The organism is Petrocella sp. (genome assembly GCF_059865615.1).
The window spans coordinates 14,259-36,649 of record NZ_JCBCDA010000117.1 but is presented as its reverse complement, the minus strand read 5'-3'; the positions used below and the strand labels follow the sequence as shown (position 1 = coordinate 36,649).

The 22,391-nt window shown below is 37.1% G+C and carries 19 protein-coding genes, 1 pseudogene and 1 riboswitch; of the genes and pseudogenes, 6 read left to right on the top strand and 14 right to left on the bottom strand.

Going from position 1 to position 22,391, the window contains the following annotated elements:
• Positions 1 to 375 precede the first annotated feature (375 nt).
• Positions 376 to 510 (top strand): hypothetical protein, encoded by a 135-nt coding sequence (locus AC6F8J_RS13785; protein WP_500724144.1) that lies wholly within the window; start codon positions 376 to 378, stop codon positions 508 to 510.
• A gap of 39 nt (positions 511 to 549) precedes the next feature.
• On the opposite strand, the gene AC6F8J_RS13780 is transcribed toward AC6F8J_RS13785, so the two are convergent.
• The 3 genes from AC6F8J_RS13780 to AC6F8J_RS13770 all read right to left on the bottom strand — a co-directional run bounded on the left by AC6F8J_RS13780 (position 550) and on the right by AC6F8J_RS13770 (position 3,459).
• A complete protein-coding gene (locus tag AC6F8J_RS13780; RefSeq protein WP_500724142.1) occupies positions 550 to 768 on the bottom strand; it encodes a hypothetical protein in 219 nt (72 codons plus the stop codon).
• 436 nt (positions 769 to 1,204) lie between these two features.
• Positions 1,205 to 2,047 carry a DegV family protein gene (locus AC6F8J_RS13775; protein WP_500724140.1) on the bottom strand — a complete coding sequence of 281 codons (843 nt, stop codon included), beginning with the start codon at positions 2,045 to 2,047 and terminating at the stop codon, positions 1,205 to 1,207.
• 116 nt (positions 2,048 to 2,163) lie between these two features.
• On the bottom strand, positions 2,164 to 3,459 hold the full coding sequence (locus AC6F8J_RS13770; protein WP_500724138.1) for a M18 family aminopeptidase: 1,296 nt from the start codon (positions 3,457 to 3,459) through the stop codon (positions 2,164 to 2,166).
• A 140-nt stretch (positions 3,460 to 3,599) separates the two neighbouring features.
• Between AC6F8J_RS13770 and AC6F8J_RS13765 the strand changes: the two genes are divergently transcribed.
• The 5 genes from AC6F8J_RS13765 to AC6F8J_RS13745 all read left to right on the top strand — a co-directional run bounded on the left by AC6F8J_RS13765 (position 3,600) and on the right by AC6F8J_RS13745 (position 9,690).
• The gene (locus AC6F8J_RS13765) at positions 3,600 to 4,097 is read left to right on the top strand and encodes a DUF5721 family protein (RefSeq protein ID WP_500724136.1); all 498 of its coding nucleotides are present in this window, start codon (positions 3,600 to 3,602) and stop codon (positions 4,095 to 4,097) included.
• Between the two features lie 126 nt (positions 4,098 to 4,223).
• Positions 4,224 to 6,128 (top strand): molecular chaperone HtpG, encoded by a 1,905-nt coding sequence (gene htpG, locus AC6F8J_RS13760; RefSeq protein ID WP_500724134.1) that lies wholly within the window; start codon positions 4,224 to 4,226, stop codon positions 6,126 to 6,128.
• A gap of 146 nt (positions 6,129 to 6,274) precedes the next feature.
• Positions 6,275 to 6,453, top strand: a riboswitch (Lysine riboswitch).
• A 103-nt stretch (positions 6,454 to 6,556) separates the two neighbouring features.
• Positions 6,557 to 7,447, top strand: coding sequence for a 4-hydroxy-tetrahydrodipicolinate synthase (gene dapA / locus AC6F8J_RS13755; protein WP_500724132.1), 891 nt, complete (start codon positions 6,557 to 6,559; stop codon positions 7,445 to 7,447).
• Positions 7,448 to 7,458: 11 nt separating this feature from the next.
• Positions 7,459 to 8,217 carry a 4-hydroxy-tetrahydrodipicolinate reductase gene (gene dapB / locus AC6F8J_RS13750; RefSeq protein WP_500724130.1) on the top strand — a complete coding sequence of 253 codons (759 nt, stop codon included), beginning with the start codon at positions 7,459 to 7,461 and terminating at the stop codon, positions 8,215 to 8,217.
• A gap of 177 nt (positions 8,218 to 8,394) precedes the next feature.
• The gene (locus tag AC6F8J_RS13745) at positions 8,395 to 9,690 is read left to right on the top strand and encodes an alkaline phosphatase family protein (RefSeq protein ID WP_500724128.1); all 1,296 of its coding nucleotides are present in this window, start codon (positions 8,395 to 8,397) and stop codon (positions 9,688 to 9,690) included.
• Between the two features lies 1 nt (position 9,691).
• Here AC6F8J_RS13745 and murJ read toward each other — a convergent pair whose 3' ends face one another.
• The 11 genes and pseudogenes from murJ to AC6F8J_RS13690 all read right to left on the bottom strand — a co-directional run bounded on the left by murJ (position 9,692) and on the right by AC6F8J_RS13690 (position 22,378).
• Positions 9,692 to 11,242, bottom strand: a complete 1,551-nt coding sequence (gene murJ / locus AC6F8J_RS13740) for a murein biosynthesis integral membrane protein MurJ (protein ID WP_500724126.1) — start codon at positions 11,240 to 11,242, stop codon at positions 9,692 to 9,694.
• A 13-nt stretch (positions 11,243 to 11,255) separates the two neighbouring features.
• On the bottom strand, positions 11,256 to 12,923 hold the full coding sequence (locus AC6F8J_RS13735; protein ID WP_500724124.1) for a phosphodiester glycosidase family protein: 1,668 nt from the start codon (positions 12,921 to 12,923) through the stop codon (positions 11,256 to 11,258).
• A gap of 35 nt (positions 12,924 to 12,958) precedes the next feature.
• Positions 12,959 to 14,047: a polysaccharide pyruvyl transferase CsaB gene (csaB, locus tag AC6F8J_RS13730; protein WP_500724122.1), complete on the bottom strand. Its 1,089-nt coding sequence runs from the start codon at positions 14,045 to 14,047 to the stop codon at positions 12,959 to 12,961.
• A 1-nt stretch (position 14,048) separates the two neighbouring features.
• The gene (locus tag AC6F8J_RS13725) at positions 14,049 to 15,548 is read right to left on the bottom strand and encodes an O-antigen ligase family protein (RefSeq protein ID WP_500724120.1); all 1,500 of its coding nucleotides are present in this window, start codon (positions 15,546 to 15,548) and stop codon (positions 14,049 to 14,051) included.
• Positions 15,549 to 15,560: 12 nt separating this feature from the next.
• On the bottom strand, positions 15,561 to 16,058 hold the full coding sequence (locus AC6F8J_RS13720; protein WP_500724118.1) for a DUF4330 family protein: 498 nt from the start codon (positions 16,056 to 16,058) through the stop codon (positions 15,561 to 15,563).
• 1 nt (position 16,059) lies between these two features.
• Entirely contained in the window at positions 16,060 to 16,530 is a 471-nt protein-coding gene (locus tag AC6F8J_RS13715; RefSeq protein WP_500724116.1) for a DUF4330 family protein, read from the bottom strand.
• A gap of 4 nt (positions 16,531 to 16,534) precedes the next feature.
• Entirely contained in the window at positions 16,535 to 17,677 is a 1,143-nt protein-coding gene (locus AC6F8J_RS13710; RefSeq protein WP_500724114.1) for a glycosyltransferase, read from the bottom strand.
• Positions 17,678 to 17,716: 39 nt separating this feature from the next.
• On the bottom strand, positions 17,717 to 18,973 hold the full coding sequence (locus AC6F8J_RS13705) for a glycosyltransferase (protein ID WP_500724112.1): 1,257 nt from the start codon (positions 18,971 to 18,973) through the stop codon (positions 17,717 to 17,719).
• Positions 18,973 to 20,238 (bottom strand): nucleotide sugar dehydrogenase, encoded by a 1,266-nt coding sequence (locus tag AC6F8J_RS13700; RefSeq protein WP_500724110.1) that lies wholly within the window; start codon positions 20,236 to 20,238, stop codon positions 18,973 to 18,975. The genes AC6F8J_RS13705 and AC6F8J_RS13700 overlap by 1 nt, the downstream gene beginning before the upstream one ends.
• A gap of 161 nt (positions 20,239 to 20,399) precedes the next feature.
• Positions 20,400 to 20,558: pseudogene (locus AC6F8J_RS13695) on the bottom strand (DapH/DapD/GlmU-related protein); the annotation flags it as partial.
• A 353-nt stretch (positions 20,559 to 20,911) separates the two neighbouring features.
• Positions 20,912 to 22,378 (bottom strand): oligosaccharide flippase family protein, encoded by a 1,467-nt coding sequence (locus AC6F8J_RS13690; protein WP_500724108.1) that lies wholly within the window; start codon positions 22,376 to 22,378, stop codon positions 20,912 to 20,914.
• Between the last annotated feature and the right edge of the window lie 13 nt (positions 22,379 to 22,391).

Below are 22,391 nucleotides of genomic sequence, written 5' to 3'. Positions count from 1 at the left end.
TTAAAGGGTCAAAACTAAGTTTCACTAAATTCGCCTACCATTATTGGCAATGAAGCCTGTACACTTTTTTGTGTACAGGTCTTTTTTATTTTCTAGGAAAGTCTATGCCATGTTAATGCGTTGAAGCATCGCATTAACTATCAAGGAAATCTTTTCTGCCAGAATAATTTGCTTTTCAAAGCGATGCGTAGCCACTTTGTTCTTTTTCAAAAGCAATCTTGATATCAACCTAAATCTAAACAGATGGAGTGTTCTTATGAGAAAGAAGACAATTAAGCCCTCATCCTTGAAGCAAAAAATATATCCGAAGTCACTTTACTTCACGATATCGGGTCCAATACTTATAATAAAAAAGTTAATCAGGTGGGCAAGAGCATGGAGCTTCTTCGAAAACAAGTGTGTTCCCATATTTTTGAAATGCAAGACGTCTCTGCTCAGATTGATACTTCCACAGCTTCCATTGAAATGTTGCTTGAGGATCAAAAAAAACATTTCAAAAGCACTCTATAATACTTCAGACAGTCTAAAAACAAACAACCTGTTACATAACTAAGTGGTCAACGAAACCGTACTCATGTCCAAAAAAATATTAGCTAAAGCCAACTGTGCAGAAGCCATCACCACTAAACTTAAAGATTCCAACCATGCCCCCAAAGATGTTCTTAAAAACCAAATGACCTCCATTTTGGACATCATCGCTTTAATTGATAACATTTCCACAGCTGTGACTATTTCCTCAATATCTATCCACACCTTATACGATGACATAAGAAAATCACAGAGATTCTTGAATCCGCAAAAACCTTCTATAAACAAACTTATCAAATTTTTTTAGATGAAGCCATTCATGAGTAACCTTATATTGAGGCCCTTTGGAGCAATCGATGCAATGGTAGCTTCATCTATTCCAAGCTACCTGCCGGTATCAAGAGTGCAAATGTCCGCCCTTGGTTTAAAGAAAGTATGAAAGTTCTTGTACATATATCCGATGTCTACTTCTCAGGCATAACCAAAAGTCCCTGCCTGACCGTCAGCCTTCCCATATACGATAACTCCTAAATCGTTGGTGTCCTTGGTGCTAACCTTGCTATACAGGTATAAGCTTTGGATCTATTACTTTCCTAAGAATAATTAAAGCCCAAGAAATCCCAAAGCCATTTGCCTTGGGATTTCTTGGAGCTTAAAATAGTTAACTACCACGCTTTTAGAAAGATATGATAATACCACCTTCATTCGCATACGTAGAACTAAGACCACGCATCTTCAAGATGATAATATCCTTAAAATTATATAATTCACTGGCCAGTTCCTTGACATACTCTGCACGTTCTAAAGCATTGCAATGGGATATGGCTAGTATTTTTTCTTTTGATATCGTGCCTACTTTTGGCATGCTGTTGACCATCTTCGCTAAAGCTTTCTTGGTCCCTCTTGCTTTATCCACCATGTCAATGGTACCTTCCGGTGTTGCTTTTAGAATCAACTTAAGGTTAAGAGCTCTGACAATCTTGGCTTTCATAGAACTCATACGACCATTCTTCTCTAAAGTGTCAATCTTATCCAGTACAAAAAGTACCTTGGCTTCATCAATATACGCTTCAACATAATCCACAATCTCTTCAAATGACATTTCATCTGCCTCTACCAACTCAAATACTTTAAGGGCAATTAGAACTTCCATAGTCGATGCACCTCTAGAATTAAATATATGCACCTTCTTATTCGGATATTTTTCAAGATACATGGCCTTGGCGTTCATGGCGCTATTGTAACTGCCACTTAATTCAGAAGACAGGGTTATTCCAAAGACCCATTCATGATCACCTTCAAAATGGTCCAAATAATCCTGAATCGATGGACAAGCACTTTTGGGAACATTGCTGCTTTGATCAATTTTCCTAAGGTAATCCTCTAAGTCTAAGTTCTCATCATCCACGTACTCTTCCCCATCCAAAGTAAAGGTTAATGGAGCTATGGCTATGTTTATCTCTTCTTCCATTTGCTTAGTAATATCGCAACTGCTATCACCAACTATTTTATAGTTCATACGCATTCTCCTTCGTTTACATAAAGATATGAAAACCATCAAACGCAATGTCATGCGTTTATCATGTAGTATCTATTACTACATATTATATCACAAATGCATATAAAAACCAAATATCAAGCTCTATTTTCATAAAATACTTTAAATACCTTTATAATGTCCTCTAGATCCTGAACCCCCATTAATTCTCTTGTTGCATGCATAGCCAACATCGGCACCCCTACGTCTACGGCTTTTATAGGTAGGTACTTCGTGGCAATCGGTCCTAAAGTCTTACCACCCGGTATATCTGATCGATTGACAAACTTCTGATAAGGTACATCTGCCTTTTGGCACAGTTGTTGAAAAATACCGGATGTAACACTGTCTGTGGCATAATTTTGCTTGACACTGATTTTGATTGTAACCCCTTTATTAATAACAGGGAAGTTCGTGATATCACAAGATGCTGTCGCATTAGGATGCGTTGCATGAGCACCGTCTGCCGATATCATAAAGGACTGATCCAGCATTCTATAAATCTGTTCCGGCAAACCATTTAGGCCATGCCCTATCCTTTTGATAATCTGATGTAGCAGATCACTGTCTGCACCTTGTTTGGATGTACTACCGATTTCTTCATTGTCAAAACATACCGCCATATTAATACCATCATAATGACTGCTTTCAATTAGTGCTGTCACACTGCTATATACCATGGCTAAGTTGTCAATTCTTGGGGCTGAAATCAAGGTTTGATCAAGGCCTATGACCTGTCCTTTTTCTGTTACATACATATATAAATCAAAATCCAGAATGTCAGATACATCACAGGCCAATTTATTTGCCAGTACGCTGATTAAATAATCTTTTGTAACAAACTCCTCTTCAATCATTCTAATAATAGGTAATAAATCTTCTTGAGGATTTTTTTCTATTTCTTTTTTGTCATGTCGTTTAAAGTGAATGGCTAGACTTGGAATAATCATAATTGGATCCCTAAAATCAATTTCCACCACTTTAGGCTTAAACACTTTATCAGATTTTAGAACCACCTGGCCGGACAAGGAAATGGGACGGTCAAACCAGCTTTCTAGAATTGGTCCACCATAGACTTCTGTATTCAGTTTCAAATAACCATGGGTATTAATCTCCGGGTTTGGCTTAATCTTGAAACTTGGAAAATCTGTGTGGGATGTAATCATCCTAAAACCTTCCTGAATAAAAGGAGCTGTACCTATGGTGAAGCACACCAACATGCTGGGGTAAGGTCGAACGTAATACTTCCCTCCCCCGGCCAACTTCCAATTATCCGACATAAGCAACCCTTCAAAACCATTATTATTTAAGGCTCTAACACTTGTTGTCACCGCTTGAATGGGTGAGGTTGCTTCTTCTATATATTCTATCAATTCTTGTGAATAATTTCGCATATGACACCTCCTATTGGATAGTTTAACAGAGGCTTTATAGGCTGTCAATCAAGACAAATGGGGCAAGATTGACAGTATGGATTGCAACTTTCTCTTCAAAGACTTATAATGGAATCATTCTAGCTTATGAGAGGAATCACATGATTGGATTAATTGCTGATGACACAAAAACCTTTATGAACCAACTGATTAAAACAGATATTTTTGATAATTTTTTAGTCTTATCTCTTGACTTAGATACCTTGTGCCGATTTTCCATTGATGGGGCTGTTAATTCCACTTATATGTCTAAGGAAGATGCTGATATTCAATCGATTGATGAATATGTTGCTTGGACCTATGTTAAGCCTGTGGTGGCCACCATTTTAAAACAAAGTCAAAGACCCACTGGTATGAAGCTTACCTTAACCCTTTCTCAGGACGCTACAGAAGAAATATTAAGACGTCATGGCCAAAGTCATTTGGGACATCCCATCAAAGGCTTCATCTTGAATATTCTATTTGACGGTCAACAAGTCAAGCTTACCACTGGTGTGAACTATAATCAGTTTACCTTGGACAAATCCCTAGAACATGCCTTTGATGCCATGATTACCCAGTTCTTCAAAAAAAATGAACTGATTATGATTAAAATATAATCATACATTTTAGCACTCTTATCATGAGAGTGCTAAATTTTTCTTGACAATCCTTATTGGAACGACTATCATATACATTGGATATGATTATACGAATCATAATTACATACAAGAGGAGGTTATAGCATGAGCATTGAAAAAGGAAGCTTGTCTATACACAGCGAAAATATTTTCCCAATTATTAAAAAATGGTTGTATTCTGACCATGATATCTTTGTAAGAGAATTAATTTCAAATGGCAGTGATGCCATAACCAAACTAAAAAAGTTGGTAACTATGGGTGAGGTGGACCTCCCTTCTGATGAGGCTTACAAAATTATTGTACGTTATGACGAAAAGGCAGATACCTTGACCTTTACAGACAACGGTATCGGTTTGACCGCTGAAGAAGTAAAAAAATACATCAACCAAATCGCTTTTTCAGGCGCCGAAGATTTCTTAAACACCTATAAGGATAAAGCAGATTCTGAGCAAATCATCGGACATTTTGGTCTTGGCTTCTATTCCGCATTTATGGTAGCACAGCAAGTAGAAATCAAGTCACTTTCTTTTAAATCAGATGCGACACCTATCCACTGGACTTGTGATGGTGGTACAGAATTTGAACTAGAAGACGGCGACCGAAGTGAAAGAGGTACGGATATCATCCTACATCTAGGAGAAGATGGTAAAGAATTCAAAAACGCTTATAAAATTAAAAGTACCATAGAAAAATATTGTTCCTTTATGCCTTATGAGATTTATTTTGAAGAAGTTGGAAAAGAAGACAATTCTGTTGAAGATAATGCAGTAGACAAAGACGGCAAAGATACAGTTGTTGAACCAAAGCCGTTAAATGAGGTGTCTCCTTTGTACCTAAAACAACCTAGCGAATGTACGGATGAAGAATACAAAGCCTTCTACCGTGATACCTTCATGGATTTTAAAGAGCCTTTGTTCTGGATTCATCTGAACATGGATTATCCTTTCAATCTTAAAGGTATCTTGTACTTTCCTAAGCTTGGCAATGAATTTGAAAACATTGAAGGTCAAATCAAGCTATACAACAGTCAAGTTTTTGTTGCAGAGAATATTAAGGAAGTCATTCCAGAATTCTTATTATTGTTAAAAGGTGTTATTGATTGTCCAGACTTACCCCTTAATGTCTCAAGAAGTTTCCTACAAAACGATGGTTTTGTTAAGAAGATCTCGGACTATATTTCTAAGAAAGTAGCAGATCGTTTAAAAAGTCTCTATAAAAATGAAAAAGAATCCTATGAAAAATTCTGGGGCGACATTCATCCCTTCATCAAATTTGGTGGTTTAAGAGACGAAAAGTTCTATGATAAAGTCAAAGACATCCTATTATATAAAACCACAACCGGTGATTATGTCGTTCTAAATGACTATCTAGAAAGAAACAAAGAAAAACATGAGAATAAAGTCTACTATGTAACTGACACAGTTCAGCAGGCTCAGTATATTAAGATGTTCAAAGACCATGACATGGAAGCGGTTATCTTGGAGCATAACATTGATCAGGCTTTTATCTCTCATATTGAAGCCAAGACAAGTAATGTTAAGTTTGCGAGAATTGATGCTGATTTAACAGATGTGATGAAAGAAGAAATACACGAAGATGATCAGGAAGCGCATGATGCCTCTGCTGAGCAACTACAAAAACTTTTTGCAGACGTTCTGTCAAAAGAGGATATCAAGGTTCAACTGGAGTCTCTCAAGTCAGAAGATATATCTGCCGTCATTGTGCTCGCAGAAGAATCCAGAAGAATGCAGGACATGAGCAAGATGTACGGCTTTATGGGTATGGGACTTGGGAATATGCCAAGTGATGAAACTTTGATTCTAAATAAGAAAAACAAGATTGTTGACTTTATACTCACCAACCACGGTGAAGCGGATAAGAAAGAAGATGTAAAGCTTTTCTGTGAACATTTATATGATTTAGCGCTCATGAGCCATAAGCCTCTTGACGCTGAAGCCATGACAAAATTCATTCAACGTAGCCAGTCCTTATTAACACGTATGATTTAAATTAATTATACAACAAAAAACAGCCTCAAGATTCGGATAACAGCCTGATTCTTGGGGCTGTACTAATTCAGTTTATTTGACAGTCGAGTTAAAAAATGATAAGATTAACTCAATTTTATACGTTGTTTTGAACCTTATTGTTCATCAACGAAAGTAGAGGCGCGATAGCTAAGAGTCATTATATGGATGCATTCAGGTGCAGACGAAGTATAATTAAAGGAGATGTCGCCGAAGGTTTGGGTTACCTGCAAGCCCCTTCCTGGGCAACTGGTTAACAACCATTTGACTGTCGTATACCTTGTGTGTATGAAGTGCTGCTTGTGTCTTATCATTCTGAGAATGCACAGTCGCACTTGTTGACTGTTTTTTATTGTCAAAATATGATAAAAGTCACTCACTCATCGTTTCAAAATTTAGGAGGAATCTAAATGTCAATATTTACCGGATCGGGCGTAGCAATAGTAACACCAATGAATGCAGATGAAAGTGTTAATTATAACAAATTACGAGAACTGATTGATTTTCAAATCAACCACGGCACCAACTGTATCGTTATATGCGGTACCACAGGTGAGGCATCCACTCTCACCGACGAAGAACAATTAGAATGTATCCGTGTGGCTGTTGAGCATACTGCTAAACGTGTCCCTGTCATGGCAGGTACAGGTAGTAATCATACCGCGCATGGTATCGAATTATCAAAAAAAGCAGAAGCACTTGGTGCAGATGCTTTGCTTCTTGTAACACCTTATTACAATAAAACCACACAAAAAGGCCTCATTCGTCATTATACGGAGATAGCAGCTGCAGTTAGCATTCCTATTATGCTCTATAATGTTCCCTCTAGAACAGGACTTAATATAGAACCTTCAACTGCCAAAGCGCTATCTTTAGTTGACAACATCGTTGCCATCAAAGAAGCAAGTGGTAACATTGCCCAAGTAGTCGACCTTGCCCATGCAGTAGAAGGCCGATTGGACATATATTCTGGTAACGATGATCAGATTCTCCCCCTTCTTTCCCTTGGTGGCAAGGGTGTCGTTTCTGTTATTGCCAACATCTTACCAAAAGAAACCCATGATATCGTGGCCAACTATAGAATCGGTGATTTAGAAGGTGCTCTTGCCAGACAACTTAAGATACACGAACTAACAAAAGCCATCTTCTGTGAAGTCAATCCCGTTCCAATTAAAAAAGCCCTTAATCTTATGGGGATGAATGTAGGACCTACAAGAGGGCCACTATTTGAAATGGAACCTGCCAATGTTGAGCATCTAAGAAAAACTATGCTTGATATGGGCTTGAACTTACAACAATAAGGAGGTTCGCCATGACACGTATTATTATGCACGGATGTAACGGCAAAATGGGCCAGGTTATATCCTCATTGGTCGCAGATAACGATCAAGTCACCATTGTCGCCGGTATTGACTCCTATATGGGCATTAAGAACCCTTATCCGGTGTTTGAAACGCCGGATCAATGTGATATCAAAGCCGATGTCATCATTGATTTCTCAAATGCAAATGCGGTTGATACCATCTTAGACTATAGCGCCAAAACAAGTACCCCTATCGTTGTATGTACTACCGGTCTTAACGAAGACCAACTCACCCATCTTAAGGCAACAAGTGAAAAAGTTGCCCTGTTATTTTCAGCTAACATGTCCCTTGGTATCAATCTACTCATTAGTTTGGCTCAAAAAGCAACAAAGATTCTAACTGATTCAGGTTTTGATATTGAGATTATTGAGAAACATCATAACCAGAAAGTGGACGCCCCAAGCGGTACGGCACTGGCCATCGCTGACGGTATTAACTATACCTTAGATCATACTTATAACTATAAGTATGATCGAAGTCCAGAACGTATCAAGCGGCCAAAGAAAGAAATTGGTATCCACGCTGTTCGTGGTGGCACCATCGTTGGGGAACACGACGTCATCTTTGCCGGCGAAGATGAAATCATCGAAATTAACCATAAAGCCATGTCCAAACGTATTTTCGCCGTAGGTGCTGTGAATGCCGCCAAATTCTTAGATGGCAAATCTGCAGGTCTCTATAATATGGGCGACCTTATGACATTTTAGCAAGAAAAGACGCTTCGCTTCGTTATGAGCTCTGCTCATATTTCTGAACGGTTCGATAGGAAAGGTCTTTGACGTATTCTGCCACGCTTCAAGGCTGAATACTAAAGTATGACTTTCCTAGAGAACAAACAAAGAGATTACGCCTCGTTTTAATTCATAAAGTATAGGTGGTGACGTATGGAAGTTAAAAATAATCTAATCATTATCAGTGTGGATGCCCTAAATAAGTTAGACTATAAGACCTTATTAAGTCTGCCGACTTTTTCCGGATTTATTCGTGACGGTGCGCATGTTAAGGAAGTGACCAGTGTTTACCCAACCGTCACTTATACATGTCATACTTCACTGTCCACCGGTCACTACCCTACTGTTCATGGTATCTACAATAACGAACTTCCCGATCCTACCAAAGCAAACCTTCAAGACTGGCATTGGTATGAGCGGGATATTAAAGTACCTACTTATTTTGATTATGCCATCCAAGCAGGTCTTAAAACCGCTGCTGTTCTATGGCCAGTTATGGCCGGTGCAAACATTAACTATAATATTCCCGAAATCTGGTCACCGGACCATTCCATCAGCCGGCTTAAGCTTTTCTGGGATTATGGCACTAAGAACATGCTTTGGCCTGTGTTTAAATACAAAGGACTATTAAAGGGTACCACCCAGCCTTATTTGGATAACTTTAGCGAAGCTGTTTCCCATTATATCCTAAAGAAAAAAAAACCAGATCTTATGGCCATACACTTTACTGAGCTGGATACCATGCGACATATCCACGGCCTAAAAAGTAAGGAAAGTCTTAAAGCCTTAAAACATATTGACCAACGAATTGAACGATTGATTCAAACACTAGAAAAAAACGGTCAACTTTCCCATACCAATATTGTCTTGCTGGGAGACCATGGCACCCATGATTTTAATACCGTTATTGAAATCAATAGTTTATTTAAAAGAGAAGGCCTTTTAGAAACTGATGCCAAAAATAAGATTATCTCATGGCAAGCCTATGGCTGTACCTGCGGTGGCTCTTGCCAGATTTATATTCATGATGGTGCAACTGAAAAAGTAAGAACAAAGATTAAAGAGGTTTTAGAGGCCTTTACTAGTATTCCAAAATCTCCCATACGTTTCATGCTAACCCATGATGAAACTACCGAAAAATATAATCTCTCCGGTGACTTTACCTATGTTCTTGAAGCCAAGGACCATCATGTTTTCAGAAACACTACTTCTGATCGAATTGTCTTTGATAGCAAGGAAGATCCTGGTACTTATATTGGTGATCATGGTTTTATGCCTGAGCACTCGGATCAGAAAACCTTACTTTTAATGAAAGGGCCTTCTATTAAAAAAGGTGCTGTACTATTGCACAGTCATCTAATTGATGAAGGACCTACCTTTGCCGCTTTGCTAGGTTTAAAAATGGAAAAAGTAGAAGGCAGAGTATTAGAAGAATTAATCAGTTCATAATCTACTTTTTGAATTTGTCTAGTATTTGTTTGTATATATTATAGATTAGTTGCTCTTTAAGTAGTATTAAAGTTAAGCCATATATTGCCATACCAATTATAATGTCTATACCAATAATAGCTAAGTTACCTTTTGTAGAATTACTTAGCATGGGGTTAAGATATTGATTTAGCATATACACACCACCACCCATAACCACCGCGGCCATCAAGGTTTTGAACAAGGTGTTTAAAAAACGATGCAGTGGAAATGTATTAAACTGTCGGCTGAAGAGAAAGAAGCTCAGGATTGCGCCACAGTAGAAGGCAATGGATGTACCATTAGCTATACCTGTAAATCCGTACTTGCCAACCAAAAGGTTGTTAAGCCCTATATTCATCAAAATAATGAAGCCGCCTATAAGCAAAGGGATTTTTCGAATTCCCAGCGTATAGTAGGCTTTGTTTAATACATCCACAAACCCAAAAGCAATCATAAAAGAGGTATAGCCGGTAAATGCAATGGTTGTGGCAATTGTCCCGCTTGCATCAAAGACACCTCTTTCAAAAATAAGAGCAATCACGTAGGGACCTGTCAGAATCAGACCAATAGACATAGGAATCAATAGTAACAAGACGCTCCTTAGAACGTTAATAACGGATTGATACAAACCTTCATGGTTTTCATCTAGAAACTTTTCATTGAACTTTGGAAACATAACCGCTGTAATACCGTAGACTGTTGTTGTTACTATGGCTTTAAAAAGCATGTTACCATAGTAAATGGCTGAAACATTTCCGTCACCTAGAAATGAAGCTGCCTTGTTGTCTATGACAATATTAAACTGGTGTGTTAATGTGACAAGAATAATGGGAATGATGCCTACAAAAAAACCTTTTAATGCCGGATGCTTAAAATCAATATGTCCAATAAGAGGCACAAGCTTATGCTTAATCACCGAAGGAGCTAAGACGCCCATTTGAAGCAGCCACCCAATCATGGTGATTAAGGCCAGACCCGCTATACCATTTGTTTCAATGCCTATCGCAAGATAGATAAAGAAGATTATATTATAGGGGAAGCTAATCATCGCAGGTAAGATAAACTTTTCATGGGCCTGCAATACGCCTACAAAAAGATAGGTTAGAGAAATAAATAAAATAGATGGTATCATAATCCGTGTCATTTGAATGGTCATCTCAAGTTTTTCACCGGTATAACCGGTTGCAAACAACTTTACAACCCATGGCGCTACTATATAATAGGCGATGCCCATCACCAGAGATAACAAAACAACCGCATTAAAGATACTGCTAATACCCTTAGTATCCTCTTGGTTTTTTCTGTAACGAACAAAAATAGGGATCGTATTGGTGGCGATGGCGCTACCAATACCAAGAAATACACTTGTAGTCAAACTTAAAGCCATAAAGAACACATCTGATTCAAAATCAGCACCCAACCTATGGCCTATAAAGGTATCTCTTAGTAAACCCACCACTTTGGCAATCAAGGTTAGCCCAATGATAACCACAATCATGTTTAGGGATGAATCTTTTTTATTTCTTACCATGGGAACCTCGCCTTTATCTGGATACGGTTGTTTTAGGATACAAGTCTGTCAATCGATAAGTCATTTTACTGCCTAAAAATGTAAAGCTAAGGGTCTGAAAGCTGTCGTACAAGTTCACACTATTGTTCTCCTCTACTTGGTACAGAAGACCGTTTAAGTCAATGTAACGTACACCGTCATGCATCTGGTTTTGGTCTACTTTAGCACCTGCATTAATATAAAAAATATTTTTACCGGACTTAGAAGCGAACTCTTTTAGCAGTTCATGAATCTGTCGACTTTCATGATAGAACAACCCTTTTTCATTATGAATAAGGCTTTCCGTTCCTAGAATAATAATTGAATTTTGAGCCGTCGTTGCAAGTGTCATCTTCAACTTATTCCACTGTGTTTCATCGGTCATCACCATACTGCCTGAACCCATAGCAAGAGATATGAGCCTAGCACCTTCCATATCCAAAACGCTATATTGGTTCTTATATATATAATGATTCTTAGTCAGCTTACTTCTGTCAATATGGGTCTCACCGGTAAAAATACCATAACTGGCAACGTTCATGGTTTCATAGACTTTCCTCATGACAATATCATCTAACAAGCGATTTTGCTTAACCGTTGTACCAAAAACATTCACTGTATAACCGGCCCCAGGCAAAGCTTCATATAATGGATCTTTGACATCCGGATCGAATATATTCAAGGTTATACTTGTATGCTTTCCTTGATAATAAGCCGTCAAGGTGGTTTTGCCTCCTTCCATAGGGATGAAGGTATTGTTACCAATTGTACCGAATCCACCTGAAATACTCCATGCAATCTGTCCTGAATCAATCGCTACAGGGTTATAATTCATATCTCTGGCTAAGAGCCTAAGCCCAATTGGTTTTGAAACCATATACGGCGATCTGTCTACTTTAATTATAAGGTTATAAGCTTCTGTTGCCGGTGCCTCTGATCTTATACCTATTCCGATTCTCGCCTCCGGTATTACATCATCCATTTGGACATTTCTTTGAGATAAAGTGAAGTCACCCAACCCACGCGTCGCAATAGAAGGTGTTTCAACTTCATCTATATACAAAGCATCTACAACACCATAATCTAACAAATAATCTTGCATCTCTTCATGAGTAGCCCCAATACTGCTTTGATTATAATCCGCAACCACAAAAATCAATGTACGACGATCTAAAGTAACACCATAAACAGAACGGGCCATTCTTTCATTCTCTTTTTTATTTTTCCCCCTTATTTTTTCCCCACTTTGAAGCAATACATCTTCACCATCAAGAGCCTTAAGTAACAGGTTCTCATCAATCTCATTGCCATCTAGTATATCCTTCATTGTACCGCTAACAGCACAGACATAGGTAACATCATGGGCCGTCATTTGAACCAAAGTTTCTATTTCATCTGTATGGTCTTTACTATATATAGTATCCATTATTAAAGCTGGTTCAGACAATTCCATTTTGATGACATGAAGATTCACCCAACCTTCAGCTGTAAGCCTTCCTCTAACCTCATAGGTCAACCCTTTGGCCACTTGTTCTGTCCTAACGTTCTCATGAACCGCTGGTAAAGTTGATGCCAATATTTCTTGTGCGCTCATAATGAAGATTCCTAAAGCAATGGCCATGGCCATTAATCCTATGTTTTTTATTTTTATATTCCAAGACATTAACTGCATCTTTTACACCTTCTTAATATAGCTTTTTATAAGGTCATAATTTTTTCAAGTAGCATTTTATTTTGATCCGCTTTTAGACGCATCTCTGTTACTTTAACATGAATGTTTTCTCTAACCTCTTCGTAATGATCGAGAATCTCATTTATAATCACTTTCACTTCTTCAGTTTCAAAATCTGTAACATCTTCAATATAAGGTTGATTCAGTTCTTTCATATAGTACCTGACTTTATGAGAATAAGAAAATCCGATCATAGGGATATCCTTCAATGCTGCATAAAGCAAGGCATGAAGACGCATACTTAGAACCAAAGTCATTTCTCCCATGATTTCAATTAATGTTTTAGCGTCATACTTATGTCTCAATATAACAGCTTCACTTTTCATATGGCTTGAGATGGCTTCGCAAGTTACTAAATCAGCCGGATGCTTCATCGGTATTAGTACAATTTTGACATCATGGCTAACACTTAAATAGTCACAAATCTCAGCTATTTTTATACTACAGTGATGGCTGTCCTTCCATTCTCTAAAAAGAACACCCACCAGCCTATCACCTTTTTCTATATGGACTTCCTTTAGTATCTCATCAACATGAACATCTAGGGGTGGAAAAGAAAAAACGGGGTCTGCAGTCACATGAATCTCAGGATGATCAATACCCATACGCTTAAGCTCATTTTGAGACATACGTTCTCTCAATGAAATCAAGTCCACTTGATTGACCACTAACTTTGTAAGAAACCTATTGAAACGGTGTACAATAGGACCGATACCATTTGCATAAAGCATGATTTTCTTTCTACATATTTTGGCAAACCATAATATAAAAAGATAGTAATATAAGGACCTGTTACTGGTTTCATCCTGTAGCAGACTACCACCGCCCATAAGAACAATATCACTCTTGCGAATGGCCTTAATAACTTTAATGAAATTAAACTTCTCAACTGCCTCTACACCATATTCTGCTCTGGTACTGGATGGGTTATTAGATAAAATAGTGATTTCATGTTCAAGTGAGATTTCTCTTATATCTTTACATATTGAAGTCAAAATGGCATCATCACCTGAATTAAAATAGCCATAGTAGCCGGATATTAATATTTTTTTCATATCAATCAACATCCTTTCTACGGCTACACTTAAACATAGCTACAATAATTGCAGCACAAACCCAGAAATAAATCACCATAAAGGGCAATTCAAAAATGTTTTCAACAAAATTATGTATAAGAACACCAATCATGCCCGAAAAAATCCCATAAGCTAAAATTCGGTCTTCTTTTTCACTAATACCAAAAATATAGCGAACACTGTTATACAGTAATGTCAAAATGAGCAGTGCAAAAGTTGTGATGCCCACATAACCAGTCTCAATATAAGTCTTTAGGTAATAGTTGTCCATATAAAAAGGTGCAAGGTTATGATTGGTTGCAACCGCACCACCAAATCTACCCAAGCCAAGACCAATGGTTTTATCATTAGTAATCTTATCAAGACCATAATTGTATCTATAAATCCGACCGCCGTTTGCTGATTTCATCCTATATTCTTGTGTAAACATATAACTAAAACGGTTATAAATGCCATCCATATTAAAGAGTGCCGCCAATACCACCGCAAAAATAAATAAAATCATACGTCTTGCAATAAAAATAAAGAACACGATAATGGAGAAAAAAGCTGCAATCCAAGCCCCTCTAGAAAAGGTTACCAAAAGACTAACGCCCATTGCCAATGTAAATACAAGGGCAATTATTTTGAGTAAAATATCTTTATGGGCTGTAAACATTGCAAATCCAATTGGTATGAATAGAACCAAAAGTGATGCAAATGCATTAGGGCTGTCAATAATAGAATAGGCTCTCGTAGTGATGGTCTCTCCGCTATCTACCCAATTACCTAACATCGGTGCCTTAGTCAAATATTGATAGATTCCATGAAAACCTAAAAGACCTACGCTAACAATAAATATCCATAGTGTTCTATGAATGGTGATTCTATCTCCTAAGAGTTGCAGAGCTAAATAATACCAAAGAACATGCTGTACCACCACTCTAAAACCTTCTATGGCAACTGCAAAATCAGGTGAATTAATAAAGACTAACAACATAAAAATCATTGCAAATAAAGCAATCGGCAGATCCATAGCCGAATATACATACCTTTTATTCCTTATAATACGACTATATAAAAAGAATACCACAATGAGCAGAAAGAACAGCTCATCCCATATACCGGATAATGGGCCTGCAAAAATCCTAATCATCTTGTCCACATAAACATATAAGGCAATCAAATAAATGAAATTTGCTTCTTTAATAATTGCACCAACAAAACTGTTTGTAGTCACATTCTGATAGACAACTCTAAAAAAAACAACCAGCCAGCTTTGATCCCATAGCTTTCGAAATGGCTTGAATACTTTCTCAAAAAGCTCGTCAACAAACAACAAAAAACGTATTAAAAAGAAATCCACAAACTTTTCCGGATGGGTCCTATTATGGCTTTTAGAATTAGGTTTCATGACCTGACTGTGCTTAGCCATTTCAAGCAGATTCACAATAAAATTGAATATGAAGCTTTCATATATCTTTCTTCTAAGTATATCCATGGTTTTCCCCATTTATTCGACTCTTTTAAAATCTACGATGACAGAAGATAGTTTGACCTTTTCTGTTGTAAAGAAAAAGATATTACCTACTACCATCTCTTCTTTTCCCATTTTATAAACCGGGTCTTTGTAAGACATTTCTACACGGGTTGTAACCAATGCTTTTTTCTTCAATGGATCCGGTCCAGTTACCATTTGTCCGCTACTGTCAGGTAAGGCCAACATATTATCAATAATCTGAATATCGATTACCGTACCATTAATGTATTTCTTATCCTCAGCTAACTTGTCACCGACTTTAATTGAGGCAAAATAATCCTCGTGAAAAGGATAGGTTTCGACAGTGAACTCTACCATAATATTTTCTGAATTTGTACTTAGATTTATAATGTTCTTGCCTGAAAATTTGCTTATGGCACCTAAAATCACCACAATGAGTAATATCAAAAACAATAGATCAAATAAATGTATTTTATTAAATAACTTACCTTCTTTCGTGATGAGCTTCATCTTAATTCTCCCCTTCAATCATTTGGACGATTTTTGTCAATGTTACAATCTCATCCGTTTTAAACCAAAAATCTATGCCTGCTTTGATTTCTTGTCCTGAAAGATCCCTATAGGGTCCGTATTTATTAACCTTAGCATCCACAGTAACTCGAACAAGTTCCTTCGTCGGGTTCATCACTTCTACAAAAACACCGTCACTGGCAATCACTTCTTTGAACTCTTGGACACTAACATCTGTCACATAAGCATCTTGATATCGACCACTTGCTACAAGTTGATCGCCTATCTGTATCCGTTCTCCCATGCCAAGAGGTAACTTATCCGTTTCAACCATAAAGCTCACTCTATGGTCTGAGCTAATTGTAAAACCATCATCTACCTGACTTCTTGACATATACATGTAGGCACCAATGAGTACTACTATAATGCCTAGTGCTATTAAAATATCAATGCTATTGATTTTCCTCTTCATATCCTTATCCTCTCAATATTTCTTGATAAATCTCTACATATCTTTTTGCCATCGCTTCATCTGTGAACTCAGTCATAACCTTATCATGCAAGTTCTTTCCAAGTCTTTGTGCTAATGTCTGATCTTCATATATCTTGGTAATGGATTCTGCCAGCTTTTTACTGTCATTATCCGGAAACAGCAATCCGGTCACATTATCTTCTATCAACTCCGGAATACCACCTACTCTTGAACCTATAGAAGGCTTAGCAAACCTAGCGCCTTCTAATAATGCGTAGCATACAGCCTCACTGTGAGATGTAATCGTATTGACATCAATAACTTGGTAAAAGGCATCAATGTCCTTCACAAAGCCAATAAGATGAACCATCTCATCAAGTTCATTTCTTTGAATAAAATCCTCATATTCTCGCAAATACTTTTCATCCCCATAACCGGCAATCCATACAACAATATCTTCTGAATAATCCTTAATAATTTTACATGCTTTTAGAAGGACATCAATGCCCTTGACCGGATGCAATCTGGTGGCTGATCCTACAATAAAGCTTTTTTCTTTGTAAGGTATATTTTGTCTTTTACAAAAAGCTACTTTTGTGATTTCTGCATGGGACCGATGCTTCGCAATCCCATTATAGGCCACAAAAATGTTCTTAAAACCTCTTCGAATCATATCTTTTTCAAAGTCTTTGGCCATGGTAATAAAACCATCAAACGTCTTTAGACTTTTTTTGTTTAGCATGGTAAATATGATTTTTTTATAAATATTATTATCAAAATCATGCTCATAATCGCTATGAATAGTGGTGATACGCTTAACATTGGTTTTGTTCTTTAACTTTGATGCAATAAAATTGGCTCTGGCACCGTGGCAATTGATTAAGTCAAAGTTTTCCTTTTGAATGTACTCAGCTAGCTTACCAACCACTGACATATCAAAACGACTCTTCTGCCTCATAATGGTTAAATCAATCCCCTCTTTCTTAGCTTCTTTTGTAAAATCGCTTTCAATAAAACAAATCAATTTGATATCAATCATTTCTTTTAGACACTTTAATAAGGTAATTACACTGGTTTTTGCACCACCGGTATCACCACCACTTATGATATGAAGAACCTTTAGTCTATTGTTACTATTCTCATTCATAAAATACACCTTTCAATACTGCTTTTCTATAACAGCCTATCATCCCTTTAAAACCTCATCAAGAACCACACTTAATTGCTTGGTTAGATTCACCCGATTATATTGTGAAATCGCTTCATAATCCGGCTGTACTTCAAGTGTTCCTTGCTTCCACCTGCTATAGATGTCACCAATACTTGTTGCAATTTTGTCCACTTCAGTACTATCAATCACGTAGCCTGTTTTGGTTTCTTTGATGACCATCGCCGCTGCACCATCTTCCGGCACCAAGGCGAGTATGGTCTTTTGGGTATTAATGTATTCAAATATTTTGCCTGTATAAAAGTTCTTATCGCCAATACCTTTACCTACAATTAATAAAAGAACATCCGAGTTCAGGAGGAGCTCAATACTTTTCTTGTGCTCCATATAAGAATAGAACTTAACAATATTTTTATTGCCCAACATACGAGATATTTTTTCTATGTTTTGTTTGGAAAAATCCCCTACAAACTGAAGTAAAACATCCTTCTCATCCACGCTTTTTTCTTCTACAGCTTTGTTCAGCGCTTTTAAGAAATGATCCGGCTTTCTTCTACCATACATAGAACCGGCATAAGTTATGGTTAACTTTTCTCTTTTGGTAGAATTGATTTCTAGGCCCTCAAAGTCAGAAACATCGTAGCCATTAGGTATAACGATTGATTTATCTTTTAAGTCATAATCCTCCATAAAGCCTTCCAACATAAAGGGAGAATTTGTAATAAAGTAATCACAGTGCGCAATTACATCGGCTTCCATCTTTTTCTCAGTCTTTTTTCGATAATTACTATAATTCATATCTAATATATAGGGATTCTTAGTCCACTCGTCTCTAAAATCAACCACCCAGGGAATATCTTTATAATGCTTTTTAACAAATAAACCTAAAAGATGATCGCTATAGGGATAGGACGTACTATAAATGACATCCGGTTGAATCTCTTTGACATATTCTAATATGCTTCTTCTGTTTTTTCTATACCAAAGCCATTCACCATCAGGTATAAGCAGTTTTCTTGACAGGAATTTGCCAAGGATGTGAAAAGGCTTTTTCCAATGGGTCAAATCATGACTCTTTGTCCGAATGATACGTACATGGTTAACCTCACCGATTAGGGTTGGGTCATTGACCCCTTTTTTATGATCCACAGTGTATATAATTGGTTCCCAACCAAACTGTGGCAAATATTTTGCAAACTTCAAGGTTCTTTGGACACCGGCACCACCCATAGGTGGAAATTGATAGGCCAGCATTAATACTTTTTTCTTTTGCATTAAACAGTTCCCTTTCCAAGCAGATGGTATTCAAAACCTAAAGCGTCAATCTTATCTGCGTTAAAGAAATTCCTTGTATCTAAGATGCGTCTCTCACGAACAAGAGGCTTAATTTCATTAAAATTAATCTCCTCAAAGACCTTATGGTTCACACCCAGTATAATCAAGTCTGAATCTGTACAAGCTTCTTTGATGTCCGTTGACAAATACTTAAAATCCTTAACAAAGGGATCAAAGAGGCTGAGTTTAATATCTTTGACTTCTTCCAAAAGCTCTATCAAATCCAGTATAGGGCTTTCTCTAAGATCATCTATATCCGGCTTGTAGGTTATTCCTAAAATGGTAATTTTTTTCCCTGCTAATTGACCCAGTATCTTTTTCGATTTGGAGAATACATGGGCTGGCATAGCATCATTCGTCTCTCTTGCTAGCCTGATAATTTTTGCTGTTTGAGGGAATTTCTCAACAACAAACCAAGGATCTACTGCTAAGCAATGACCACCCACACCGGGACCGGGCATATGAATGTCCACCCTAGGGTGTTTGTTTGAAAATATTCTGACATCCCAAGCATTTATACCCAGTTCTTCACATATCAGTGCCAGTTCATTTGCCAATGCAATATTAACATCCCTGAAGGTGTTCTCCATCAGTTTACACATTTCTGCCGTTGTCGGGTCCGTAAGGAAAATCTCCCCCTTAACAAAAGATTCATAGAGTTTTTTGACTTTTTTTGAGGACACTTCATTGATACCACCAACGATTCTGTTGTTTTCTACCAGTTCAATTAATATCTTACCTGGAATGACACGTTCAGGTGAATGGGCCACATACAAATCTTCATATGGGTTCAAATCAGATTCATCTAATATAGGCATCATCAGTTTTTCAACTGTACCTGGTGGTGAGGTGGATTCTAGGATTACCATGTCATTCTTCTTAAGATAAGGTACTATACTTCTTGTTGCCGCTTCCACATAATCCATCATGGCCGTTTTATCTTCATTGATTGGCGTTGGAACCGCTATAATAAAAACATCCGCTTCTTCAGGCGTTGTTTTTGCCTTCAGCTTACCAAGATTAACCACTTCATAGACCAAAGCATCTAAATATGGTTCTTCAATAATGATTTTACCTTCATTTAAACTGTTTACAACCACTTCATTAACATCTACACCAATAACCTCATGGCCATTGTTGGCAAACATAGCCGACGTTGGTAAACCAATATATCCAAGTCCCAGTACACATATTTTTTTTTTCATAGCTTCCTCCGGTTATTTCATATTTTATAATTGGTTAAAGGGCCAAAGTCTAGTTTGACGTCTTAACCCTATTTATAACAATTTATTTATGGTTAAGTTATTAACAAAACTACTTATCTATAATACCATAGTGGCTTATATTTTCAAAGTAATTGATGCTTTCTGTTACCGATAATTTTTGCCGGTACACCTCCGACGATATCATAGTTAGCGACATCCTTAGTCACAACAGCACCTGCACCAATAACCGCACCTTGACCGATTCTAACCCCCGGCAAAATAATAGCTCTGGCACCGATCCAGACATCATCTTCAATAACAACCGGCTTTGGAGGTGTTTCCCCACTATCCATCATGGGTACACTTATATTTTGTATATTATGATTCCTCGTATAGATGATAACATCCGGGCCCATCATGACATATTTACCTATACTAAGTGGTCCCTGAATGCGTGCATTTAGACCAACTCCAGAGCGATCACCAATTGATATTTTGCTACCTTTACCAAAAAATACATTCTTCTCTATATTCACATCCTGCCCCACCACATCAAAGATTCTCTTGACTAAGAAAGCTCTGATTCTTTTGGAACCAAATGTTAGGATACCATCTGATGATGGCATTCTTTTCCCTATCAAATAGTACAACATCAAGCACAAATTCTTCATACTCACCCATCCTTTAAGAATTCTTTAATATTTTTAAGTTCTCCTAATATATATAGCAGTCCAAAATAGATAAGACCACCAGCAACAATGCCAATAATGGTACTCATATTAGTATATCCCATCCAAAAGATAAGGCTTTTAACAACCCCTCCCATAATAAAGGCCGATATCACAATCTTAAATATGACCTTGGGCTCAAGAATAAAAGGTATTGCCTTATTTCTAAACACATAACTTAATGCAAAATAGATTAAGTAAGCAAAGAATGTGGTATATGCTGCAAATATATAACCATATTTCCCGACAAATAGAATGTTCATCACCATATTAAACAAAGCGGCAATGAAACAGTTCTGCAAAATATTAAATGTACTTCCTTTAAGTTCCCAACCTTTGTTGACATATTCAGTTAACCCAAGAAAAAACATCCCAAAGGCAATGATACCAATGACATGGCTACCTCCAACATACTTATGATCTAAGAACAATATGGCTAAAGGCTTTGCAATCACAAAAAGCCCTACAGCAGCCGGCAAGGCAATGAGAATATAATTCTTTGTACCGTTTTTCAACAGTCGACTCACTTTTTCTTCTTCTTGTTCATTGTAAGCCTGAATTAGATTAGGATAATAACTTCTGTTCATACCAATCATAATCATGGTAAAAATTGCTGCAGGCAAAGCATAATTGGCACCATAAATCCCTACATAGGATTTATCAAAATAATAGGTGATTACATATCTATCTGAAAAATTCAATAAGGCCATGGTAAGTGTTAGTCCGATTAATGGAAAACCATATTTTAAAAAGGTTGTTAAAATCTCCATAGAGACACTTTTGAATCGAACTTTATGCCCAACATCAAGGGCTCTTACAGCGACTAAACCAGTTGTTATGTCAATAACACCATGAGATAACAAAATAGCTAAGACCGTATTACCTATCATCTTGAAAATTAGAACTGTTAATAAGAGTTTACCTATAGAAGCTGTTAACAACAGAATAATATTTAAGCCTCTTTTGTCCACAAACAATAAAAGACTTAGTATATTCTGATTAAAACTATACCCAACAAGTACCATCAGAATCGCCAATATTAAAGGTAGATTCATCTGACCAAAAACGCCAGGCAACAAAAATACTGAGATAATCATCACCAATGATGCAAAGATTATTAGCAAAAACCAACTCACAAAATAAGTTGAAAAAAAACCTTCTCGCTCTTCCTGATCACTGTTGACATACTTGCTGATATACCTAATGGAAGCGTTGGCAATCCAGCCTATAAGCAAAAGGTGGACAACATTGATATAAGGATTGATTAACTGATATTCTCCGTAGATGTCTGTAGAAAACAAGCCGGTGTATACCCGAAGGGTCAAAATACCAACAATACCTTCAATGATTTTGACAGGTAAATAACCAAAAGATGAATTATGAATTCTTTTACTAAGACTTAAAAATTTCATGCGTATGCTCCAT

Excerpts from the sequence above, each read along its gene's own strand:
- AC6F8J_RS13785 (WP_500724144.1), top strand. The coding sequence starts at position 376 with ATGGAGCTTCTTCGAAAACAAGTGTGTTCCCATATTTTTGAAATGCAA.
- AC6F8J_RS13780 (WP_500724142.1), bottom strand. The coding sequence starts at position 768 with ATGTCATCGTATAAGGTGTGGATAGATATTGAGGAAATAGTCACAGCT.
- AC6F8J_RS13775 (WP_500724140.1), bottom strand. The coding sequence starts at position 2,047 with ATGAACTATAAAATAGTTGGTGATAGCAGTTGCGATATTACTAAGCAA.
- AC6F8J_RS13770 (WP_500724138.1), bottom strand. The coding sequence starts at position 3,459 with ATGCGAAATTATTCACAAGAATTGATAGAATATATAGAAGAAGCAACC.
- AC6F8J_RS13765 (WP_500724136.1), top strand. The coding sequence starts at position 3,600 with ATGATTGGATTAATTGCTGATGACACAAAAACCTTTATGAACCAACTG.
- htpG (WP_500724134.1), top strand. The coding sequence starts at position 4,224 with ATGAGCATTGAAAAAGGAAGCTTGTCTATACACAGCGAAAATATTTTC.
- dapA (WP_500724132.1), top strand. The coding sequence starts at position 6,557 with ATGTCAATATTTACCGGATCGGGCGTAGCAATAGTAACACCAATGAAT.
- dapB (WP_500724130.1), top strand. The coding sequence starts at position 7,459 with ATGACACGTATTATTATGCACGGATGTAACGGCAAAATGGGCCAGGTT.
- AC6F8J_RS13745 (WP_500724128.1), top strand. The coding sequence starts at position 8,395 with ATGGAAGTTAAAAATAATCTAATCATTATCAGTGTGGATGCCCTAAAT.
- murJ (WP_500724126.1), bottom strand. The coding sequence starts at position 11,242 with ATGGTAAGAAATAAAAAAGATTCATCCCTAAACATGATTGTGGTTATC.
- AC6F8J_RS13735 (WP_500724124.1), bottom strand. The coding sequence starts at position 12,923 with ATGTCTTGGAATATAAAAATAAAAAACATAGGATTAATGGCCATGGCC.
- csaB (WP_500724122.1), bottom strand. The coding sequence starts at position 14,047 with ATGAAAAAAATATTAATATCCGGCTACTATGGCTATTTTAATTCAGGT.
- AC6F8J_RS13725 (WP_500724120.1), bottom strand. The coding sequence starts at position 15,548 with ATGGATATACTTAGAAGAAAGATATATGAAAGCTTCATATTCAATTTT.
- AC6F8J_RS13720 (WP_500724118.1), bottom strand. The coding sequence starts at position 16,058 with ATGAAGCTCATCACGAAAGAAGGTAAGTTATTTAATAAAATACATTTA.
- AC6F8J_RS13715 (WP_500724116.1), bottom strand. The coding sequence starts at position 16,530 with ATGAAGAGGAAAATCAATAGCATTGATATTTTAATAGCACTAGGCATT.
- AC6F8J_RS13710 (WP_500724114.1), bottom strand. The coding sequence starts at position 17,677 with ATGAATGAGAATAGTAACAATAGACTAAAGGTTCTTCATATCATAAGT.
- AC6F8J_RS13705 (WP_500724112.1), bottom strand. The coding sequence starts at position 18,973 with ATGCAAAAGAAAAAAGTATTAATGCTGGCCTATCAATTTCCACCTATG.
- AC6F8J_RS13700 (WP_500724110.1), bottom strand. The coding sequence starts at position 20,238 with ATGAAAAAAAAAATATGTGTACTGGGACTTGGATATATTGGTTTACCA.
- AC6F8J_RS13690 (WP_500724108.1), bottom strand. The coding sequence starts at position 22,378 with ATGAAATTTTTAAGTCTTAGTAAAAGAATTCATAATTCATCTTTTGGT.